Annotated in this window: 18 protein-coding genes and 1 tRNA gene; 7 read left to right on the top strand and 12 right to left on the bottom strand. The window is 35.2% G+C overall.

Going from position 1 to position 17,825, the window contains the following annotated elements; genetic code table 11:
- Positions 1-2: 2 nt before the first annotated feature.
- The 3 genes from ACH3O9_RS06930 to ACH3O9_RS06940 all read right to left on the bottom strand — a co-directional run bounded on the left by ACH3O9_RS06930 (position 3) and on the right by ACH3O9_RS06940 (position 2,969).
- Positions 3-401: a phage holin family protein gene (locus tag ACH3O9_RS06930; RefSeq protein WP_416445642.1), complete on the bottom strand. Its 399-nt coding sequence runs from the start codon at positions 399-401 to the stop codon at positions 3-5.
- 6 nt (positions 402-407) lie between these two features.
- Entirely contained in the window at positions 408-785 is a 378-nt protein-coding gene (locus tag ACH3O9_RS06935; RefSeq protein ID WP_416445644.1) for a YtxH domain-containing protein, read from the bottom strand.
- A 150-nt stretch (positions 786-935) separates the two neighbouring features.
- Positions 936-2,969, bottom strand: a complete 2,034-nt coding sequence (locus ACH3O9_RS06940) for a glutamine--tRNA ligase/YqeY domain fusion protein (protein WP_416445647.1) — start codon at positions 2,967-2,969, stop codon at positions 936-938.
- Positions 2,970-3,131: 162 nt separating this feature from the next.
- Here ACH3O9_RS06940 and folB point away from each other — a divergent pair, with 162 nt between their 5' ends.
- Entirely contained in the window at positions 3,132-3,488 is a 357-nt protein-coding gene (gene folB / locus ACH3O9_RS06945) for a dihydroneopterin aldolase (protein ID WP_416445649.1), read from the top strand.
- Between the two features lie 50 nt (positions 3,489-3,538).
- Positions 3,539-3,609, top strand: a tRNA-Cys gene (locus tag ACH3O9_RS06950).
- A gap of 106 nt (positions 3,610-3,715) precedes the next feature.
- Here ACH3O9_RS06950 and ACH3O9_RS06955 read toward each other — a convergent pair.
- From ACH3O9_RS06955 to rnr, 3 genes are read right to left on the bottom strand one after another with little or no spacing between them, the layout of a single operon-like run.
- Positions 3,716-4,441, bottom strand: a complete 726-nt coding sequence (locus ACH3O9_RS06955; protein WP_416445651.1) for a LysE family translocator — start codon at positions 4,439-4,441, stop codon at positions 3,716-3,718.
- 42 nt (positions 4,442-4,483) lie between these two features.
- Positions 4,484-5,158 carry a head GIN domain-containing protein gene (locus ACH3O9_RS06960; protein ID WP_416445653.1) on the bottom strand — a complete coding sequence of 225 codons (675 nt, stop codon included), beginning with the start codon at positions 5,156-5,158 and terminating at the stop codon, positions 4,484-4,486.
- Between the two features lie 60 nt (positions 5,159-5,218).
- Positions 5,219-7,423 carry a ribonuclease R gene (gene rnr, locus ACH3O9_RS06965; protein ID WP_416445655.1) on the bottom strand — a complete coding sequence of 735 codons (2,205 nt, stop codon included), beginning with the start codon at positions 7,421-7,423 and terminating at the stop codon, positions 5,219-5,221.
- 227 nt (positions 7,424-7,650) lie between these two features.
- Here rnr and ACH3O9_RS06970 point away from each other — a divergent pair, with 227 nt between their 5' ends.
- The 5 genes from ACH3O9_RS06970 (at position 7,651) to ACH3O9_RS06990 (ending at position 10,572) form a co-directional block, all read left to right on the top strand.
- On the top strand, positions 7,651-7,803 hold the full coding sequence (locus ACH3O9_RS06970; RefSeq protein WP_416445657.1) for a hypothetical protein: 153 nt from the start codon (positions 7,651-7,653) through the stop codon (positions 7,801-7,803).
- A gap of 551 nt (positions 7,804-8,354) precedes the next feature.
- A complete protein-coding gene (gene rpiB / locus ACH3O9_RS06975) occupies positions 8,355-8,786 on the top strand; it encodes a ribose 5-phosphate isomerase B (protein ID WP_416445659.1) in 432 nt (143 codons plus the stop codon).
- A 22-nt stretch (positions 8,787-8,808) separates the two neighbouring features.
- On the top strand, positions 8,809-9,720 hold the full coding sequence (locus ACH3O9_RS06980) for a cation diffusion facilitator family transporter (RefSeq protein WP_416445661.1): 912 nt from the start codon (positions 8,809-8,811) through the stop codon (positions 9,718-9,720).
- Between the two features lies 1 nt (position 9,721).
- On the top strand, positions 9,722-10,132 hold the full coding sequence (locus ACH3O9_RS06985; protein ID WP_416445663.1) for a hypothetical protein: 411 nt from the start codon (positions 9,722-9,724) through the stop codon (positions 10,130-10,132).
- A complete protein-coding gene (locus tag ACH3O9_RS06990) occupies positions 10,129-10,572 on the top strand; it encodes a GNAT family N-acetyltransferase (RefSeq protein WP_416445665.1) in 444 nt (147 codons plus the stop codon). Before ACH3O9_RS06985 ends, ACH3O9_RS06990 begins: the two co-directional genes overlap by 4 nt.
- A 54-nt stretch (positions 10,573-10,626) precedes the next feature.
- Here ACH3O9_RS06990 and ACH3O9_RS06995 read toward each other — a convergent pair whose 3' ends face one another.
- The 6 genes from ACH3O9_RS06995 to ACH3O9_RS07020 all read right to left on the bottom strand — a co-directional run bounded on the left by ACH3O9_RS06995 (position 10,627) and on the right by ACH3O9_RS07020 (position 17,732).
- Positions 10,627-11,004: a hypothetical protein gene (locus ACH3O9_RS06995; RefSeq protein WP_416445667.1), complete on the bottom strand. Its 378-nt coding sequence runs from the start codon at positions 11,002-11,004 to the stop codon at positions 10,627-10,629.
- Between the two features lie 102 nt (positions 11,005-11,106).
- Entirely contained in the window at positions 11,107-12,732 is a 1,626-nt protein-coding gene (locus ACH3O9_RS07000; RefSeq protein ID WP_416445669.1) for a S41 family peptidase, read from the bottom strand.
- A gap of 100 nt (positions 12,733-12,832) precedes the next feature.
- Positions 12,833-13,213 (bottom strand): ribonuclease P protein component, encoded by a 381-nt coding sequence (gene rnpA / locus ACH3O9_RS07005; protein WP_416445671.1) that lies wholly within the window; start codon positions 13,211-13,213, stop codon positions 12,833-12,835.
- Between the two features lie 134 nt (positions 13,214-13,347).
- On the bottom strand, positions 13,348-15,195 hold the full coding sequence (locus tag ACH3O9_RS07010) for a M1 family metallopeptidase (RefSeq protein WP_416445673.1): 1,848 nt from the start codon (positions 15,193-15,195) through the stop codon (positions 13,348-13,350).
- A gap of 5 nt (positions 15,196-15,200) precedes the next feature.
- The gene (locus tag ACH3O9_RS07015) at positions 15,201-16,865 is read right to left on the bottom strand and encodes a S8 family peptidase (RefSeq protein WP_416445675.1); all 1,665 of its coding nucleotides are present in this window, start codon (positions 16,863-16,865) and stop codon (positions 15,201-15,203) included.
- A 6-nt stretch (positions 16,866-16,871) separates the two neighbouring features.
- Complete coding sequence (locus tag ACH3O9_RS07020) at positions 16,872-17,732, bottom strand: MBL fold metallo-hydrolase (RefSeq protein WP_416445677.1); 861 nt, start codon at positions 17,730-17,732, stop codon at positions 16,872-16,874.
- Between the last annotated feature and the right edge of the window lie 93 nt (positions 17,733-17,825).

Genomic DNA, 17,825 nt, shown 5'->3' on the forward strand with positions numbered 1-17,825 from the left:
GCTTATTGCGTTAAGTTTTTAAATTCGTCATCAAGAACCTCTTCCTGCGTAGATTCATTAAAGAAAATAGCAGAATACTTTTTAAGTAATTGTTTCGTGATAAACGGACCACCGAATATTAAAAATAGAATAAATACTAAAAAGTAAAATCCTCCTACAATATAATACCCTGAACTTATTGACTCCATAGATTCTCCTATAGAGATTGCTACGGCCACAGAAAGAAAGAGTAAGAATACAAGAAAGATGCTGCCAATCACCAATAGTTTTACTAGTGAAACAGCACCTTTCATCATTTTCTTAAACAAGTCTAGTTTATAATATTCTGTGCTGCTTTCTATATAAGCATGAATATTATCTGTTAGCTCGTGTATATTATCTGTTATTCTTGAGAAAGACATATAATTTTATGCCATTTTAGATGCAGGTTTGGGAGTCTCTTGTATCTCTGCCTCCGCTTCTTTTTTTAAATGCGCATTCTTCTTTCTAAGATCTTCCAGCTTCTTTTCCATCGTAACTAAAATATCATCTGCTTTCTCACTAGCTGTAGCTAAAGTATCTTCTAATTTTTCATCAAAAGTCTTTTTTGCTTTAACCGCAGATGCACTTAAGCTCTCTGAAGTTTCTTTAATTTGCTGGTTTAATTTCTTCTGTGCGTCTTTTGCACTTTTAGATATTTTCTTACGTGTTTTATCTCCGCTATCCGGAGCATAAAGTAAACCTATTCCAGCTCCTATAGCAGCACCCGTGATTAGGGCTAAGATTGTATTTCCTGTTTTTGACATGGTGATTGTTTTAATGTTATGTTCAAAGATACACTGGCGCAGAACTAACTTCCGTTAATAACCGGTTAATAATTTGAATATGAACCTTAAAGGAATGCTAAAATCTACCACTAAACAACCAATTTTGACCTCTTTTAGACCGATTTTTATTTAAAGGTCTTTTGCGCTGTTTTCTAGTAGTACATTACCAGATTGCTTAACATCATTAATGAAAGTAGCGACATCGTCCTGTGAAGCATCAGCTTTACCCATATCTATTAGCACCTTAAGCGTTTCTAAAACTGCGAGACGGGTACCTACCTTTTTTGCTGAAGTATTGAATAAAGGAGCTAATTCTTCCAGTTCTACTTTCTTGGCAAACTCCTGAATTTGAGCAACTGCATTGATTCTTTTTTCATCAGGAAGGTTACCCAATTTCTTACCACTCCTTAAAATTTCATTCAATGCTGAAACCTTAGGCGGCTGTTTTTTCTCATTTTGAGCCGGTTTTTGGGCCTTTTCTTCCGATTTTGAAGATACCTTAGCCCAAGTATCTCTTAAGCCCACAGTTCTATTAAAAACAAGCTTTTCTGAAGTACTTTCTTTATCTACATTGAAGTAACCTATGCGTTGAAACTGAAAAATATCTAAAGGTTGTACATCTGCAAGACTAGGTTCAAGATATCCTGTAATGGTATCAAGCGAGTGCGGATTTAAAAATTCGCTGAATTCTTTATCCTTATGACCATCTGGTGCTTCATCTAAGAAAAGTCTGTCGTAAAGTCTAACTTCAGCTTTTATAGCGTGCTTTACAGAAACCCAATGTAGCGTCCCTTTAACCTTTCTTAAACTTGCTTCAGTACCGCTTCCACTTTGTGAATCTGCATCGTAAGTACAATGAATTTCTGTGATGTTGCCTTTGTCATCTTTAACTACAGATTCACCTTTAATGATATACGCGTTCTTTAAACGTACTTCTTTACCTAAACTTAATCTGAAGAACTTTTTGTTTGCCTCTTCCTTAAAATCCTCTCTTTCTATATATAATTCTTTAGAAAAAGGAACTTGACGAAAACCTGCAGCTTCATCTTCGGGATTGTTTTCGGCTTCAAGCCATTCATCTTTATCTTCAGGATAATTATCTATGATCAATTTAACAGGCTCAAGAACAGCCATCACTCGTGGCGCTGTTTTGTTAAGATCCTCACGCACGTTAAATTCTAAAAGTGAAACATCTATAATGTTATCACGCTTTGCAACTCCCACAGTGTCTATAAAATTGCGGATGGAAGATGCGGTATATCCTCTTCTTCTTAATCCTGAAATTGTAGGCATTCTGGGATCATCCCAACCAGAAACTATACCATCTTCTACAAGCTTAAGCAGCTTGCGCTTACTCATTATAGTGTAACTCAAATTGAGTCTGGCAAATTCTCGTTGTTTTGGTTTTATTCCCTCAGTAAAAACCTCATCTCTAAACCAATTATATAAAGGGCGATGCGGTTTAAATTCTAATGAGCATAAACTGTGACTTACCTGCTCTACATAATCGCTCTCGCCATGTGCCCAGTCATACATAGGATAAATACACCATTGTGAACCGGTACGGTGATGCGCTTTATGCATAACACGATACATTATAGGATCGCGAAGAAGCATATTGGGCGATTTCATGTCAATTTTTGCGCGCAGCACGTGAACGCCTTCTTTAAATTCGCCATTCTTCATGCGCTCAAAAAGGTCAAGATTCTCCTCTACACTTCTGTTTCGGTAGGGACCATCTACTCCAGGTTCTGTAGGAGTTCCTTTCTGTTCTGCCATAGCCTCGCTGCTCTGTGAGTCAACATAAGCTTTACTATTTTTAATGAGCTCTACTGCCCAATCATACAATTGCTGAAAATAATCTGATGAGTAACATACCTTATCCCAGGTAAAGCCCAACCATTTTATATCTTCCTGAATAGCGTCTACATATTCCTGCTCTTCTTTTGACGGATTAGTATCATCAAAACGAAGATTGACAGCCCCGTTATAACGTTCTCCTAACCCAAAGTTTAAACAAATAGCCTTACAATGACCTATATGTAAATACCCATTAGGTTCTGGCGGAAAACGAAAGCGTAAATCTTCCCTCTTATATCCATTCTCCAGGTCTTCTTCAATAATCTGCTCAATGAAATTGAGGGCTTTATATTCATCTGTCATAGCTACTCTTGTAAAGGGCGTAAAATTAGTAAAAATAGGTCGTTAGCGTAACTTTTTTAAAGCATGCTTCTCTGCTAAATAAAACAAACTTTTATTAGATGCTGTTCTAAGGTAAACAGAAGCAGTGATTATATAATATCTTTGAACTTTATCATATCAAAAATGGGAATAATAAAATTAAACAACATAAAAGTATACGCCTATCACGGTTGCCTGGTTGAAGAAGGACAAATAGGCTCAGATTATATAGTCGATCTTGAAGTTACAGCTAATCTAAAAGAGGCATCTTTTTCAGATAAATTGCATGATACCGTTGATTATGTACATCTCAACAACATAGTAAAAGAAGAAATGGCGATACGTTCTAAACTCCTGGAACATGTTTGTAAACGTATACTTGACCGGGCTTTCGCCGAAATTGATTTATTAGATACGGCTATGGTAAGTGTGAGTAAAATAAACCCTCCTATAGGCGGGGATGTGGCGAGTGTAAGCGTTGTTTTGACTAAAAAAAGGTAATTCCTTTTTAATCTTAAGAATTTACTTAAATTTGCACACCAAATAAAAATGGTGTCGTGGCCGAGTGGCTAGGCAGTGGTCTGCAACACCACGTACAGCGGTTCGAATCCGCTCGACACCTCAAAAAAGCTTTCGTTTAATTACGGAAGCTTTTTTATTTCGCTTAAAGCGAAAAAGAATTTGTGATAAACCTATTGGTTAATAACTAGATAGAAGTTCTAAAAGAGTTAACCTTGTGTAAGTGAGCTGTCTTTTAATTTATCAGTAAACTGATTTTCTGGGGTAATTTCTTCGATTTTATGCTCTATTTTCCTGATTTCTGAAGGAAATAGACCTTTTGATATAAACACGATCCCAAAGATTACCATCACAATACTTATCCCTTTTTTAATTCCCTGCACACGTGAAGAGGTTAATTTACTGCGCAATTTCTTTGCTAGAAGAATCTTAATAATGTCAATAAAAAGATATGTTATTAAAATGGAAGCAAAGAATATGAAGATTCTATTAGGATCCATATCCATATTAGGTCCTGTAAAAATGATCATTCCTAACCAGAAGCCTAATACACCTATGTTTATAAAATTGAGCAGAAAGCCTTTAACTATTAAACCCAGATAATTGCGCTTACTCATTACCACAGTGGGATGTGGCCCTTGTTCCATATTTAACTTCTTGGCTTTGAGGTAAGAAATTATACCGTATGTTGAGAGAAGCATACCGCCAAAAATGAATAGCCCTGGGTCGTCCTTAAGTTTATCAAGTAGTTTATTTGTACTAAAATATGCAATAAGTATAAAAACTACATCTGCACTAACTACTCCTATATCAAACAACAAAGCCGCTCTAAAACCTTTTAAAGCAGCTGTCTCAAGAAGTACAAAAAATACAGGACCTATTAAAAATGCCAGGAGAAATCCCAGAGGTATCGCTGTAGAAATGTCTTGTAACATTAAGAAATTAACTTTCTACAAAGGTACTTAAATTGAGCGTAATCAACGCATGACCTCTATGTGCCCTCCTATAAAATTATCTTTTACTACTTGTTTAGGATTACCAAAGACACGCACATCACCACCAGCTCGTATTTTAATATCTGCAAGTTCTGAAGCATAAATATCTGCCTCTCCCCCAGCCTGTATACGCAATTCTGTTTCTTTAGTTCTAAGATCTTTGCCATCATAAATACCACCTGTGTTGACCTCAATCTTTTGATTTTTAGCAATACCACTGGCCTCAATAATACCTCCAGTAACAGCTCTTAAATCGGCTTTTTCTACCTTTAAACCAGCCTTGACGCGTGAACCTTCCTGAACTTTAATAGCTATTTCGTCTTGTTCTATTAACTCGTTAGAAACTATTTCTGCTCCTTCATTGCCGTCTATAAGATCTAATTGTGTGTAATAAACTTCTACAAAAGTACTGTTACCATCAAAGATCTTGTCAAAGTTCATCCTTATCTTTAGCATCCCATCTTTGTTGATAACCTCTATGTCATCAATATCTTTTCCCGAAAGAACAACCCTGTTCTCGTTACCCTTTATAAGGTTGACCTTCATCCTGTCAAAAACTTTGACTTCGTTAAAATTCCCTACATCCTTAGTTCTGGGATTTTGCGAAATCGCTAATCCTGAAATAAATAGAAGAAGTATAGTAAAAATGTGTTTCATGGTTATGGTTTTAGATAAAGACAATACTTCTATAAAAGTGTTACACTAAATAGTTAGAAATTAATCTTCTTTATCTGCCTTTGCGCCCACAAGGGTAAAATCAAGATGCTTCTTCACAAGATCTGCTTCTTTCACTTTTACATAAACTTCGTCACCCAGAGTAATTGTGTTCTTAGTTTTTTGACCTACTATAGCATATTGATCCTGGTCAAACTCATAATGATCATCCTTAATATCTCTAAGCCTGATCATACCTTCACATTTATTTTCAATGATCTCTACATATATTCCCCATTCTGTTACACCAGAAATTACACCCAGGAATACCTGATCCTGATGATCCTGCATAAACTTAACCTGCATGTATTTTATAGAATCTCTTTCTGCGCTTGTAGCGAAATATTCCATATCACTGCTGTGCTTACACTTCTGCTCGTATTCTTCTTCATTTGCAGATTTACCGCTGTCTAAATAATGCTGAAGTAGACGATGTACCATAACATCAGGATATCGTCTAATAGGAGATGTAAAATGGGTGTAATAATCAAAGGCCAGACCATAATGACCTATATTGTCTGTTGAGTACACAGCCTTGCTCATGGTACGTATAGCCAGAGTATCTATTAAATTTTGTTCTTTCTTACCAGAAACATCAGAAAGCAAATTGTTTAATGAAGCAGTAGTGCTCTTTCTATCCTTAAAATTCATTTTGTAACCAAAGCGACCAGCAATATTTTGTAAAGCTGCCAGTTTCTCATCATCTGGTTCATCGTGAATACGATAGACAAATGTCTTTTTTTGAGATTGTTTACCAATATACTCTGCCACTTTTCTATTAGCCAGAAGCATAAATTCTTCAATAAGTTTATTAGAATCCTGAGTCGTTTTAAAATAAACACCTATTGGCTCATTGTCTTCGTCAAGGTTAAATTTTACTTCTACCTTATCAAAAGAAATTGCACCACCTTTCATACGCTGTCTGCGCATAATTTTAGCTAGTTTATTAAGTTCTAAAACCGCTGTCACGATAGAATCGTCAACATTATATTCTTCATTAGAAAGTGATATTTCTTTAGGAATTACAGCTGCATTAGTATCTATAATCTGTTGAGCTTCTTCATAAGCAAAACGTGCATCACTATAAGTTACAGTTCGCCCAAACCATTGATCTTTGACCTTTGCGGTATTTTTATCAATTTCAAAAACGGCAGAAAAGGTATATTTCTCTTCGTTCGGTCTTAGAGAACAAGCGTTATTTGATAGTATTTCTGGCAACATAGGTACTACTCTGTCTACCAGATAAACCGATGTCGCACGTTCGTATGCTTCATCATCAAGCACAGTACCGGGAACTACGTAGTGAGAAACATCTGCAATATGAATACCTACTTCATAGTTTCCATTTTTTAAAACCTGAAAACTAAGAGCATCATCAAAATCTTTAGCATCTTTAGGATCTATGGTAAAGGTTAAAACCTCTCGCATATCTCTTCTTTTTGCGATTTCATCTGCTTTTATCGAGGTATCCAGCTTATTTGCATATTCTTCAACTTCCTCAGGAAAATCATGCGGGAGACCATACTGGGCAAGAATTGAATGTATTTCTGTATCGTGTTCTCCAGGCATACCAAGAGTTCGCAAAACAGTACCAAAAGGCGAATCTGCCTTATCTGGCCAGTCATCAATGCGCACCAGCACTTTCTCACCATCTTTTGCATCTCCTATTTTTTTAAGAGGAACAAAAATATCTGTGTACATTTTACCTTCTGCAGATGTATTAACAAAAGCAAACTTCTTTTGTATTTGTATAACTCCTACAAACTCTTCTGTCCTACGATGTAAAACCTTTACGATCTCGCCCTCGTGCTTTTTGCTGCGTCTTTGTTTGTAGATATATACCTGTACTTCATCACCATGTAACGCTTTATTCAGGTTATTTGCAGGAACATATATATCTTGCTCCATCCCTTCAACCATTACATAACCGCCACCTCTTGATGATATATCCAGCTTACCTGTATGATACTGTTTTGCATCATTAAAGATATATTTACCTCTTTCTATTTCTTCTATTTGATCTTTCGCTCTAAGCTGAGAAAGTCTTTTTACAATCTCATTACGACTACTGGGATCGTCAACACCCAGTTTTGCTGCAATTTGTTTGTGATTAAACGGTTTGCCCGGTTCTTCTTTAAGAATCTTTAAAACCGAATGTGATAAACTCTCATTTTTAGGAGATGATCTTCTTCTTTTTTTACTTGGCATTCAATGCATTTATTAATTGTGCTTAAAATTAAGGCTATTACACGACATGCTACGAAAAATACTATTATCATTTTATGAAACATAACCTATTCAATAATCATTTAGAGTATTTACTCTAATCGTAAATATGTTAAAATTTGAAATTATATAAAATCTTATCTTAAAATTTTCTTAAATTTATTGTAACACATTATTTAAAGAAGCGTCTTTCTAAAAAATTAATTGTTATGAAAATCATTTTTAAAAGAGGGACAGTACTCACACTTTTCTTTATCCTAATCTTCATCTTAGGAGTAATTTTTACGGCTTCATATATAAATTCTTCTTTTACAAATTCAGGAATCATTCTTCTTGAATCTGCTACTCTTCCCAATTCCTAATTTTCCTTTTTCCCAATTCTCTTTTACTTTTTACAGTTATCAACAGTATACATAATATTCATTTTTCTTTTTTGAAATTTTAAAATTAAATGTCTCTTATTATTGCTTGTTAATAGCGGTATAACTTTGTACACTTAAATAATTGTTTTTGATTTTTTACCATTTATACCTCCTTATTAACATGGTTATAAAGAAGAATTCATCTTTAAAATCAATGAATTACTTTTCGCTATCAACAATTGTTTATAACCTGGTTTAACGTAAAAATCTGAATAACTTTCTTATCAACATTATTAAAAATGAAGGTTGAAATTGATCATAACTGCAGCGTAATTTTTTCAATATTTTATTTGCATATTTCACCTCTATAATTGCATTGAAATTTAAATTGGATAATCAAATTTTCCTTATTAGTTTTTGATGACAACTTATAAACAGGAATGTTAACTATATGTTAACTTACTAGTTTTGAATACTATCCATTTTACATCAATTTACAAAGTAGTAGAGATAAGGTATTTGCTACCTTTGTATGAAATAGACTTATCATTATGAAAATTTCAATAGGAAATGATCACGCCGGTGTAGCTTATAAAGACGCTATTATACAACATCTTGAACTGAAAGGTCATTCTTTAGTTAATTATGGTACTAACTCACCAGAGAGTGTTGATTATGCAGATTTTGTACATCCTGTAGCTGAAGCTGTAGAATCTGGCTCGTCAGATCTGGGTATTATTATTTGTGGTAGTGGTAATGGCGCAAGTATGACAGCTAACAAACACCAAAAGATAAGATGCGCACTATGCTGGAATAAGGAAATCGTACATCTGGCCAGAGAACATAATGATGCTAATATTTTAAGTATTCCCGCGAGATATACTGCTATTGAGCAGGTTTTAGAAATGGTAGACACCTTTTTAGAAACAGAATTTGCAGGTGGAAGACACAGCAGACGTATAAGTAAAATTGCTTGTTCATAAGTCCAGATTCTATAGCCCTACTATGCCGCACCACCACGCACACCACCACCACATAGAAAAAAATACAAAAGGTACCAATCTCTTAATCTCTATAGGTTTAAATATTATTATAACTGTTAGCCAGATCATTGGTGGGTTATTATCAGGAAGTCTAGCATTACTCTCAGATGCGCTTCATAATTTTAGTGATGTTTTATCACTTATAGTAAGTTATATAGCAACTATTTTTTCAAAGAAAGAAGCTTCAAGTTATAGAACATTTGGTTACAAAAGAGCTGAAATTATTGCGGCATTTGTAAATGCTTCTACTTTAATGATCGTCGCTGTAATTCTTATAAAAGAGGCTATAGAGCGTTTTATGGATCCTCATGAGATTTCATCTAACCTCGTTATCTGGTTATCACTATTAGGCATTGTCGCTAATGGTTTTAGTGTTTTGTTGCTTAAAAAAGATAGTAAATCTAACATGAATATGAAGTCTGCTTATCTGCATCTTTTTACAGATATGATGGCTTCTGTAGCTGTTCTCATAGGAGGTTTACTCATGAAATTTTATAAAATATATTGGGTAGATAGTCTGCTTACTGTGGCAATTGGTATTTATCTTATAGTAATGGGTTATGACTTACTAAAATCCTCTTTTAGAGTGCTCATGTTATTCACACCAGAAGATATAGAGATAGAAGATATTGTTGAAGATGTGAAAAAAATACCCGGAATAAAAAATATGCATCACATACACATCTGGCAGTTAAATGAAGATGAGGTGCATCTTGAAGCACACGTCGATTTTTATGAAGATGTTTTACTATCTGAATTTGACAGGATCTTAATAGATATTGAATCGTGTGTTCATGAATATGGAATTAACCATATAAACATTCAGCCTGAGTTTGAAAAGCCAGACAATAAAGAGATTATAGTTCAGGATTAGAATGAAAAAAGTAATTCTTATATTTTTTATTGTTCTAACCAGCTGTTCAGAAATTTCAGATCAAATTTTTGAAAACATAGAGGAAAAGAGAGAAGAAAAGAACAGCCCACATGTTGACTACCTATTTTATAATTCAACTGAATATAATTTTAATGCCGCATACATACATATGTATGGTGAGGTTATAGATTTAGGTTATTTCCCAAGTAAAAGTTACAGTCCGGTTTATAGTAATTATTATATATTAAATTCTGCTGAAGCTGTAATGTATTATAATGAAAAGAAATTTTCTTACGTGCTGCCTTCATTGGTTACACCAGATACGATAAGAGATGATGGTATTTATGTGTATAAAATAAGTATAGATAATTTAAGTAAAAGAACCCTTAAAGTTGACCTTTCAAAACTATGATCTCATTTGATATAAAAACATATGACCAACTCACAAAAGACGAGCTTTATGACATTTTACAGTTAAGAGCAGAAGTCTTTGTTGTAGAGCAGGATTGCCCTTACCAGGATGTTGATGGTAAAGATAAAAAGGCAGTACACGTTCTGGGTTATAAAGAAGAAAAACTGGTAGCTTATACCAGAATTTTTAAACAGGGAGACTATTTTGAAAATGCGAGCATAGGTCGAGTTGTCGTAAGTAAAAATCAAAGGAAATTTGGCTACGGCTATGATTTAATGAATGCATCTATACAAGTTGTTGAAAAGCTTTTTAATACAAATACAATCGAAATTTCTGCACAGACCTATCTCAAGAAATTTTATAATAATTTAGGCTTTAAAGAAGTAGGTGAAGGTTATCTGGAAGATGATATACCACATATTAAAATGGTAAAAAATTAAAAACCCAAGCGATAGCTCACTTGGGTTTTTAATCTAATGTTGGGCAAAAAAGGATTAAATTTTTATAAGTTTTTTCTCCATATTTATTTCGCTCAAGGTTTCATTTGTGAACTTGTAATGCCCACGAGTTGTTACTATTCTAAAGCGAAATTTCTTCATTTGGCTCAAAACATCTAAGAAAAGCCATTTAGATTTTAATAACCGTGGCTTTTTAGATTTAAGGCTAATCTCAAAAATATGTTTTTCACCGTCGCGTTCTGCAACAATATCTGGGGTGATAGACATCTCGCTTCCTCGGCGTATGTATGATTTTGGCGTATCAAAACCATCCACATCGGCTTTAATATTTTCAAAACCTCTGTCTTGCAAATAAGATATGGCCTGAGTTAAAAATTCAGTGTTTTTGTCTGTTTCTTTATCTAATGTGATCATAATCCGTAAGTTATCAATTTAAAATCTTAAACAGGTATAATATTAAGTTAAATAGCTCATAATGTGATATTAAACCTTCCTTTTAAGAGTTAAAATCGGCTATTATGGGTTTAAAATCGCCTGGTATTTAGAAGAATTGCCCAGTATAGCGGTAGCTTCTGCTATCTCCTCATTATGAGCAATATGATAGTCGTACAAACCTTCTCTGTAGAAATAACGTTTTATAAGTTCGTCTATTATAATTTTAGATATTTCCTTTTCTTTTGTATCCAGTTCCTGCACTTTTGCAGTATCTATTTTGTTAGAAAGATCACTGTAAGCACTAGAAATATCGGCCTGTAAACCGTCTTTTTCGGCATTTATGATAACATTTTCGAGAGATTTCTCTGTTTCTGTTTTGTATGAAAAACCTGATTCTTTTAGATAAGCTTTGAAATCTGCGTAATCTTTATCAGAATATTTAAACTTGTCAAGCTGGTCATAATTATGATTGTAGTAAAACTGAGTCGCATAATTAAAGATTGACATATCTCTTAAAAGCGCTTCTGTAACTGCGCTCAACTTTGCTGAAGAAACCTCAATATCTGGTAAGACTCCGCCGCCATCATAAACCTTTCTTCCATTTTTCGTTTTAAACTCATTATAATCTGCCACATCTGTACGCACCGCATTTCCCTGTGAATCGCGATGCCAGTAATCAAGAGCTTGTATGCATCTACCGCTAGGAGTATAATAGCGTGAGATAGTCACTTTTAACTGAGTGCCATATGTCAATTCTTTAGGGCGCTGTACAAGACCTTTGCCAAAACTTCTGGCACCTACGATTATCGCACGATCATAATCCTGCAATGAACCTGCAACGATCTCACTGGCAGATGCGCTACGACCGTTTACCAGAACAGCTAGAGGGATATTTACATCAAGGGGATCGTTAGGCGTGAAATACTCTTTGTTATATTTTTCAATAACAGATTTTGTAGTTGTGATCAACTGCCCTTTAGGCAGGAAAAGGTTGCTCACGTTGATAGCTTCAGAAAGCAGACCACCGGGATTACCTCTAAGATCAAGAATTAACGAGGTTGCTCCCTGCTCTTTTAGATCTTTAATGGCTGCAGCTGTTTCTGATGATGCTTTCTTATTAAATTTTGAAAGAACAATATAACCCACATTGTTGCTTATCAATTTAAAATAAGGAACAGCACTTATATCTATAGCTTCTCTTTTAATACTTGTGTTCTGTAATTTTCCCTGGCGCTTATATGTAAGAGGTATTGCTGTGCCAGGAGCCCCTTGTAGCAGATCTCCTGCATCATCATCAAAATCTGCGATGGTTATGTCACCAATCTTAATTATTTCGTCACCGGGCTTTAAACCCGCTTTATCTGCGGGATAATCTTTATAAGTTTCTACAATTGTTATTTTTTTATTACGCGTATAAACAGTTGCACCAATGCCGGTATATTCTCCCGTATTGTTAATGCGGGCATCTTCTACTTGCTGCTCATTCCAAAAAACGGTGTAAGGATCAAGCTCAGAGAGCATTCCTTCAATTGCACTGTCCATCAATTGTGCAGGATTTACCTCATCAACATAATTCATATTCAACTCTTTGAATAGCGTAGTGAAGATCTCTATCTGCTTAGCGATCTCAAAAAAGTCGCTTTTAAAACTAACCGTAGTTAATAAAACAAGACAGGCGGCGGGTATAAGTAGATATTTCTTTTTCATAAGAAATGCAGTGTTGAAAATTATAAAAACAGTGACAGTGTAAGATAAGAAAATCAGGTATTTGAGGCCAAAAATCGGGTATTAAAGGGTGATTTTTAGCTTAATTTAATCCCTGAACTTCTTTAGTAAGTTTTTCCAGAGTCCTCACCATCAATCTCTCTAACTCAAAATAAGATAAAATATTCTTACTCGTATAAATAAACATCAACGCTATTTTTTTGTCATTGAGGTTTAATAGATGTTTGTTTTTACGAAAGGCTTCACGCATTAGTCGCTTTATTCTATTGCGTGACACAGCTGTTTTGTGATTGCGCTTGCTAACAGAAAATCCTGCCTGAAACGAAACATGTTCTGCAGAAAGTTCACATTCTTTATAAACAAGAATAAGTGGATGAGCTTTAACTGATTTACCCTGCACAAAAAGTGAATCAATTATTTTTTTACGTTTTAGTTTTTCAGCTTTGGGAAAGCTTTGATCCATACTTTTCTCTGTGATTAGGAAAAATTCTTATACGCCAAAGATAAGCCAAATCATGACCCTAGGAAAGTGAGCCTGCCAGCAACAAAAAACCCTTTGCATAATACAAAGGGTTTTAAAATAAATTGTTTATTTAATTACATATCTGTTCCCTTGGGCCAGATGTTGTTGTCTTTGTTAATATCTGCCATTTTTTGTTCAGCATCAATTAGCATAGTTTTTATTTCGCCAACAGGCTTATCTATTGTAAAAGTAAATGTAGGGTTTGTCCAGGGCCAGTCTTCAAGTTGTGTACGCTCGATGTTAGGAAAAGGATTAGGTTTCTCAGCTCGCATCATTCTTAACGGAATGTAATACGACTCCTGAGAACCATCTGTATTTGTAACATAAAAATCTATAGGCATTGGCATAAGACCAATTCTTTCAAGAGTTACTTGTGTCTTTCCGTCTACTTCTTCTACACTTTTAATACCATAATCTATAGTATTTGTTGTCTGTGTCCAGTCTACAAGATACCAGTCAAGTTGCATACCAGAAATCTTCTCTGCCGTGCGTTTTATATCATTAGGGGTAGGATGTTTAAACTTAAAATCCTTGAAGTATTTAAGCAACGTCTTATCAAGATTTTCTTTGCCGATAATATAACCAAGCTGAGAAAGGAATACAGCCCCTTTAGAATAAGCAGAAACTCCATATGCAGCATTTCTATCATAACGATCGGCATACGTGGTCTGAGGTTGCTCAAAACCGCTGGTTACTAACCTTAAATACGATTCATAACTACTTGCCTGAGGATGTGGATTCTTTTGATCCATCACATCATTCATAGCTTCGTTTGAGATATAGGTAGTAAAACCTTCATCCATCCATTCATTTTTTGCCTCATTAGATGCCAGCAAGAACTGAAACCAGGTATGTGCAAACTCATGAGCGGTTACTCCTATAAGGCTGTTTAAACTACGCTCACCTGTAATTAGAGTACACATCGCATACTCCATACCGCCGTCACCACCTTGTATTACAGAATATTGTTTGTAAGGATATTGCCCCACATGCTCATTATAATAAGCTAAAAGCTTAGCCATTACTGGTTGTAGTTTTTTCCAGTTTTCGATGATATCAGGATTGTTTTTGTAGAAGAAATGAAGCTCTACATCATTCTCTCCCTTTATCATATCATGTATGTAATCTTTATCTGCAGCCCACGCAAAATCATGAACATTAGGCGCCACAAAGTGCCATGTATATTTACCTTTTTTAGGTTTCATAGCCTTTTGACCTTTTTCGCCATAACCATGACCTATCTCTGCAGGGTTTTGAAGATACCCGGTCCCTCCTATTGTATAATCAGAATTAATGGTGATTTTCACATCAAAATCGCCCCAAACACCGTAAAATTCGCGAGCAATATAAGGATCTGCATGCCATCCCTGGAAGTCATATTCTGCCATTTTAGGATACCATTGCGTCATAGATAATTCTACTCCTTCTGCATTATTGCGACCGCTACGGCGTATTTGTACAGGAACCTGACCATTAAAATCCATTTTAAAAGTTACACTTTGCCCGGGTTCTATAGGTTTAGCCAGTTGCACCTCAAGTACAGTTCCTGCTACTTCATAATTAACAGCTGTCCCATCCTGCGTAAGTGAACTTACTTTTAAAAAGCCTATTTCTTCCGGACTTAATTTTGATATACGATCACCTACCCTTCTGTCTGGATCTGCAATATTTAATGAGCGCACATCCATCTCGCTTCCGGGTTGAAAAGCGTTAAAATATAGATGATAAAATACCTGCTGCAGGGTATCTGGTGAATTATTAGTATAAACCAAAGTCTGCTTACCGGTATAATTATAGTTGTCAACATTCATGTCAACTTCCATTTTATAATCAACATGCTGTTGCCAGTAAGTGGTATTATTTTGTGCGTATATTGATGATGCACATACGATTGTGCAAAAAGCGATTAAAAATTTCCTCATTATAATTATAGAGATTGTTTGCTTGAAAGCTGAGCCATTTTAAAGGCATTATACATATTTATCATTTTTCCAGATTTAGAAAGATCTGAGAACTTTGCTTTTTTAGCAGGGTCACCGGCAACAATAACCTCTGTATTGGTAGGCACACCACTTTGCATGATAATTTCTTTTATCTGTGCAGCACTAAATTCTGGGAAGTAAGATCTCAACATTGCAGCAACACCAGTAACAGCGGGAGCAGCCATAGATGTCCCTTGTAAGAATTTATATGTATTATCTGGTGTTGTAGACCAGATGCGCACACCGGGAGCAAAAATGTCTACGTTAGATTTACCATAATTTGAAAAATTAGCAACAAGCTCACCGCCGTACTTTTCATTAAGTGCACCTACAGTGATTACATTGTCTGCAAATTCTGTAATGTTATCAAGTTGATCATTAGGATAAACAGTATCCCCGTTATCAAGATCAATGCTTTCATTACCCGAAGCATTTACTATTAAAACATCTTTTTTATCTGCATATTTTATAGCATCATAAACCCATTCTGGATGAGTTGAGAAGTATTTTCCAAAACTCGTATTGATCACTTTTGCACCATTATCAACAGCATAGCGTATCGCTAAGGCCACATCCTTATCACGCTCATCACCATCTGGAACAGCTCTTACAGACATTATTTTTACATTGTTTGCAACACCATTCATACCTACACCATTGTTGCGTTCTGCAGCGATAATACCGGCAACATGTGTACCGTGTAAAGCTTCTTCTTTATCAGGACCTGTAACATTATTGTTACCGTAATTAGTATCTTTTATGTCGTCTGGATTATCACCTACAACATCTCTAAAATGAGCATCTGTACTCAAGTTAGCACTTAATCTCGTTGACATACTGTCAAGATCATCTTTGATCAATTTCAGAAAATCTGGGATACTATCTGCATAATTAAGCATCTGGCCTAAGATAGATTTATTGCGGAGCATAGCTTCATCTGTAGCTTCAAGAGCTGCTACTTCTTCTGCAGTATAATTTTCTTTTCCTAATTTTTCTGAAACGGCCTTGTGAGCCTGTTCTACAGCCTGAACTATTTGTTCATATTGTGTTTTTTGCTCGATCAGGTCGTCATATTCCTTATCGTATTCTGTCTGTGCCTTTTGATACAGATTATATTGATCCTGTTCATCTTTAGGAACCTGTGCTAAGGTTTTTCCGCTATAGCGCTCTTTATATTTTTGCACAATACGTGCATATTCTAGTTGTTCTGCAACAACATCTCCCAGAAAATTCCACCCGTGTATATCGTCTATATAGCCGTTTTTGTCATCATCCTTACCATTATTGGGTATTTCATCTTCATTTGTCCAGATCACATCTTTAAGATCTTCATGCTCAATATCAACACCGCTGTCTACAACACCCACAATTACGGTAGTACCATTTCCTTTTATTAATTCAGCGTACGTTTTGTCTACGCTCATCCCGGGGATGGTATCGTTAATTAGATCTTTTGCGCCCCAATCTTTTTCTTGTTCATCTGTAAGGTTGCTTACTTTAAGGGGAATAGAATCTACATTTTCTACCGGTATAGAAACGAGCGGAGCCGTTGTATCACAGGAAGTTAAAATCACTGCGGCAGAGAACGCCGCAAACATCATTTTTCTCATATTCAATTAATTAATTATGTCGTCTAATTTAAATTTTTCTTTTAATCTTACTCCTTTTTCAGTTTGCTGTACCGTAATTATCGGATTATGTGCATCATGTTCCAGCCAAAAGTAATATTCTCGCTCTGCTGCCACATTTAAAAATTGCTCTTTTTCATTTAAGGTCAATAATGGGCGTGTATCAAAACCCATAACATAAGGCAATGGTAAATGACCTGCTGTAGGTAAAAGATCTGCTGTAAAAACTATGGTTTTGTTATTGTAAGAAATATGCGGAATCATTTGTTTATCTGTATGACCGTCAACAAATAAGATGCCGAAGTTCATTTCTTTACTTTCAACGAAGTTACTTTCACCTCTATTAATAAACTTTAATTGCCCGCTTTCCTCAATAGGAAGAATATTTTCTTTTAAAAATGAAGCCTTTTCTCTGGCATTGGGTTTTGTAGCCCAAAGCCAGTGATCTTCATTGCTCCAGTACGTTGCATTTTTAAAAACAGGCTTTAGAGTTTTATGATCCTTATCCCATTCTATACAACCGCCACAATGATCAAAATGTAAATGAGTAAGAAAAACATCTGTGATATCATCGGGATGAAAGCCTTTAGATTTTAAGGAGTCCTCAAGAGTAAAACCGCCCCAGCGGTAGTAGTAACTAAAGAATTTTTCATTTTGCTTGCTACCCATACCCGTATCAATAAGGATGAGCCTCTCACCGTCTTCTATCAACATGCATCTTGCAGCGATATCTATCATATTATTAGCATCTGCAGGATTGGTCTTAGACCATAATGATTTAGGAACTACGCCAAACATAGCGCCGCCGTCTAACTTAAAATTTCCTGCTTCTACAGAATAAATCTTCATAAGGGTAAAACAAAACGGTGCAAAATACTAAAAGGCATTCAAAACTGATTTTTTAACGGTCCTATTAAGCTATATTTAACAAAGAATTGGAAA

Origin of the sequence: Leeuwenhoekiella sp. A16 (assembly GCF_047946675.1) — a bacterium.
Taxonomy (GTDB): domain Bacteria; phylum Bacteroidota; class Bacteroidia; order Flavobacteriales; family Flavobacteriaceae; genus Leeuwenhoekiella.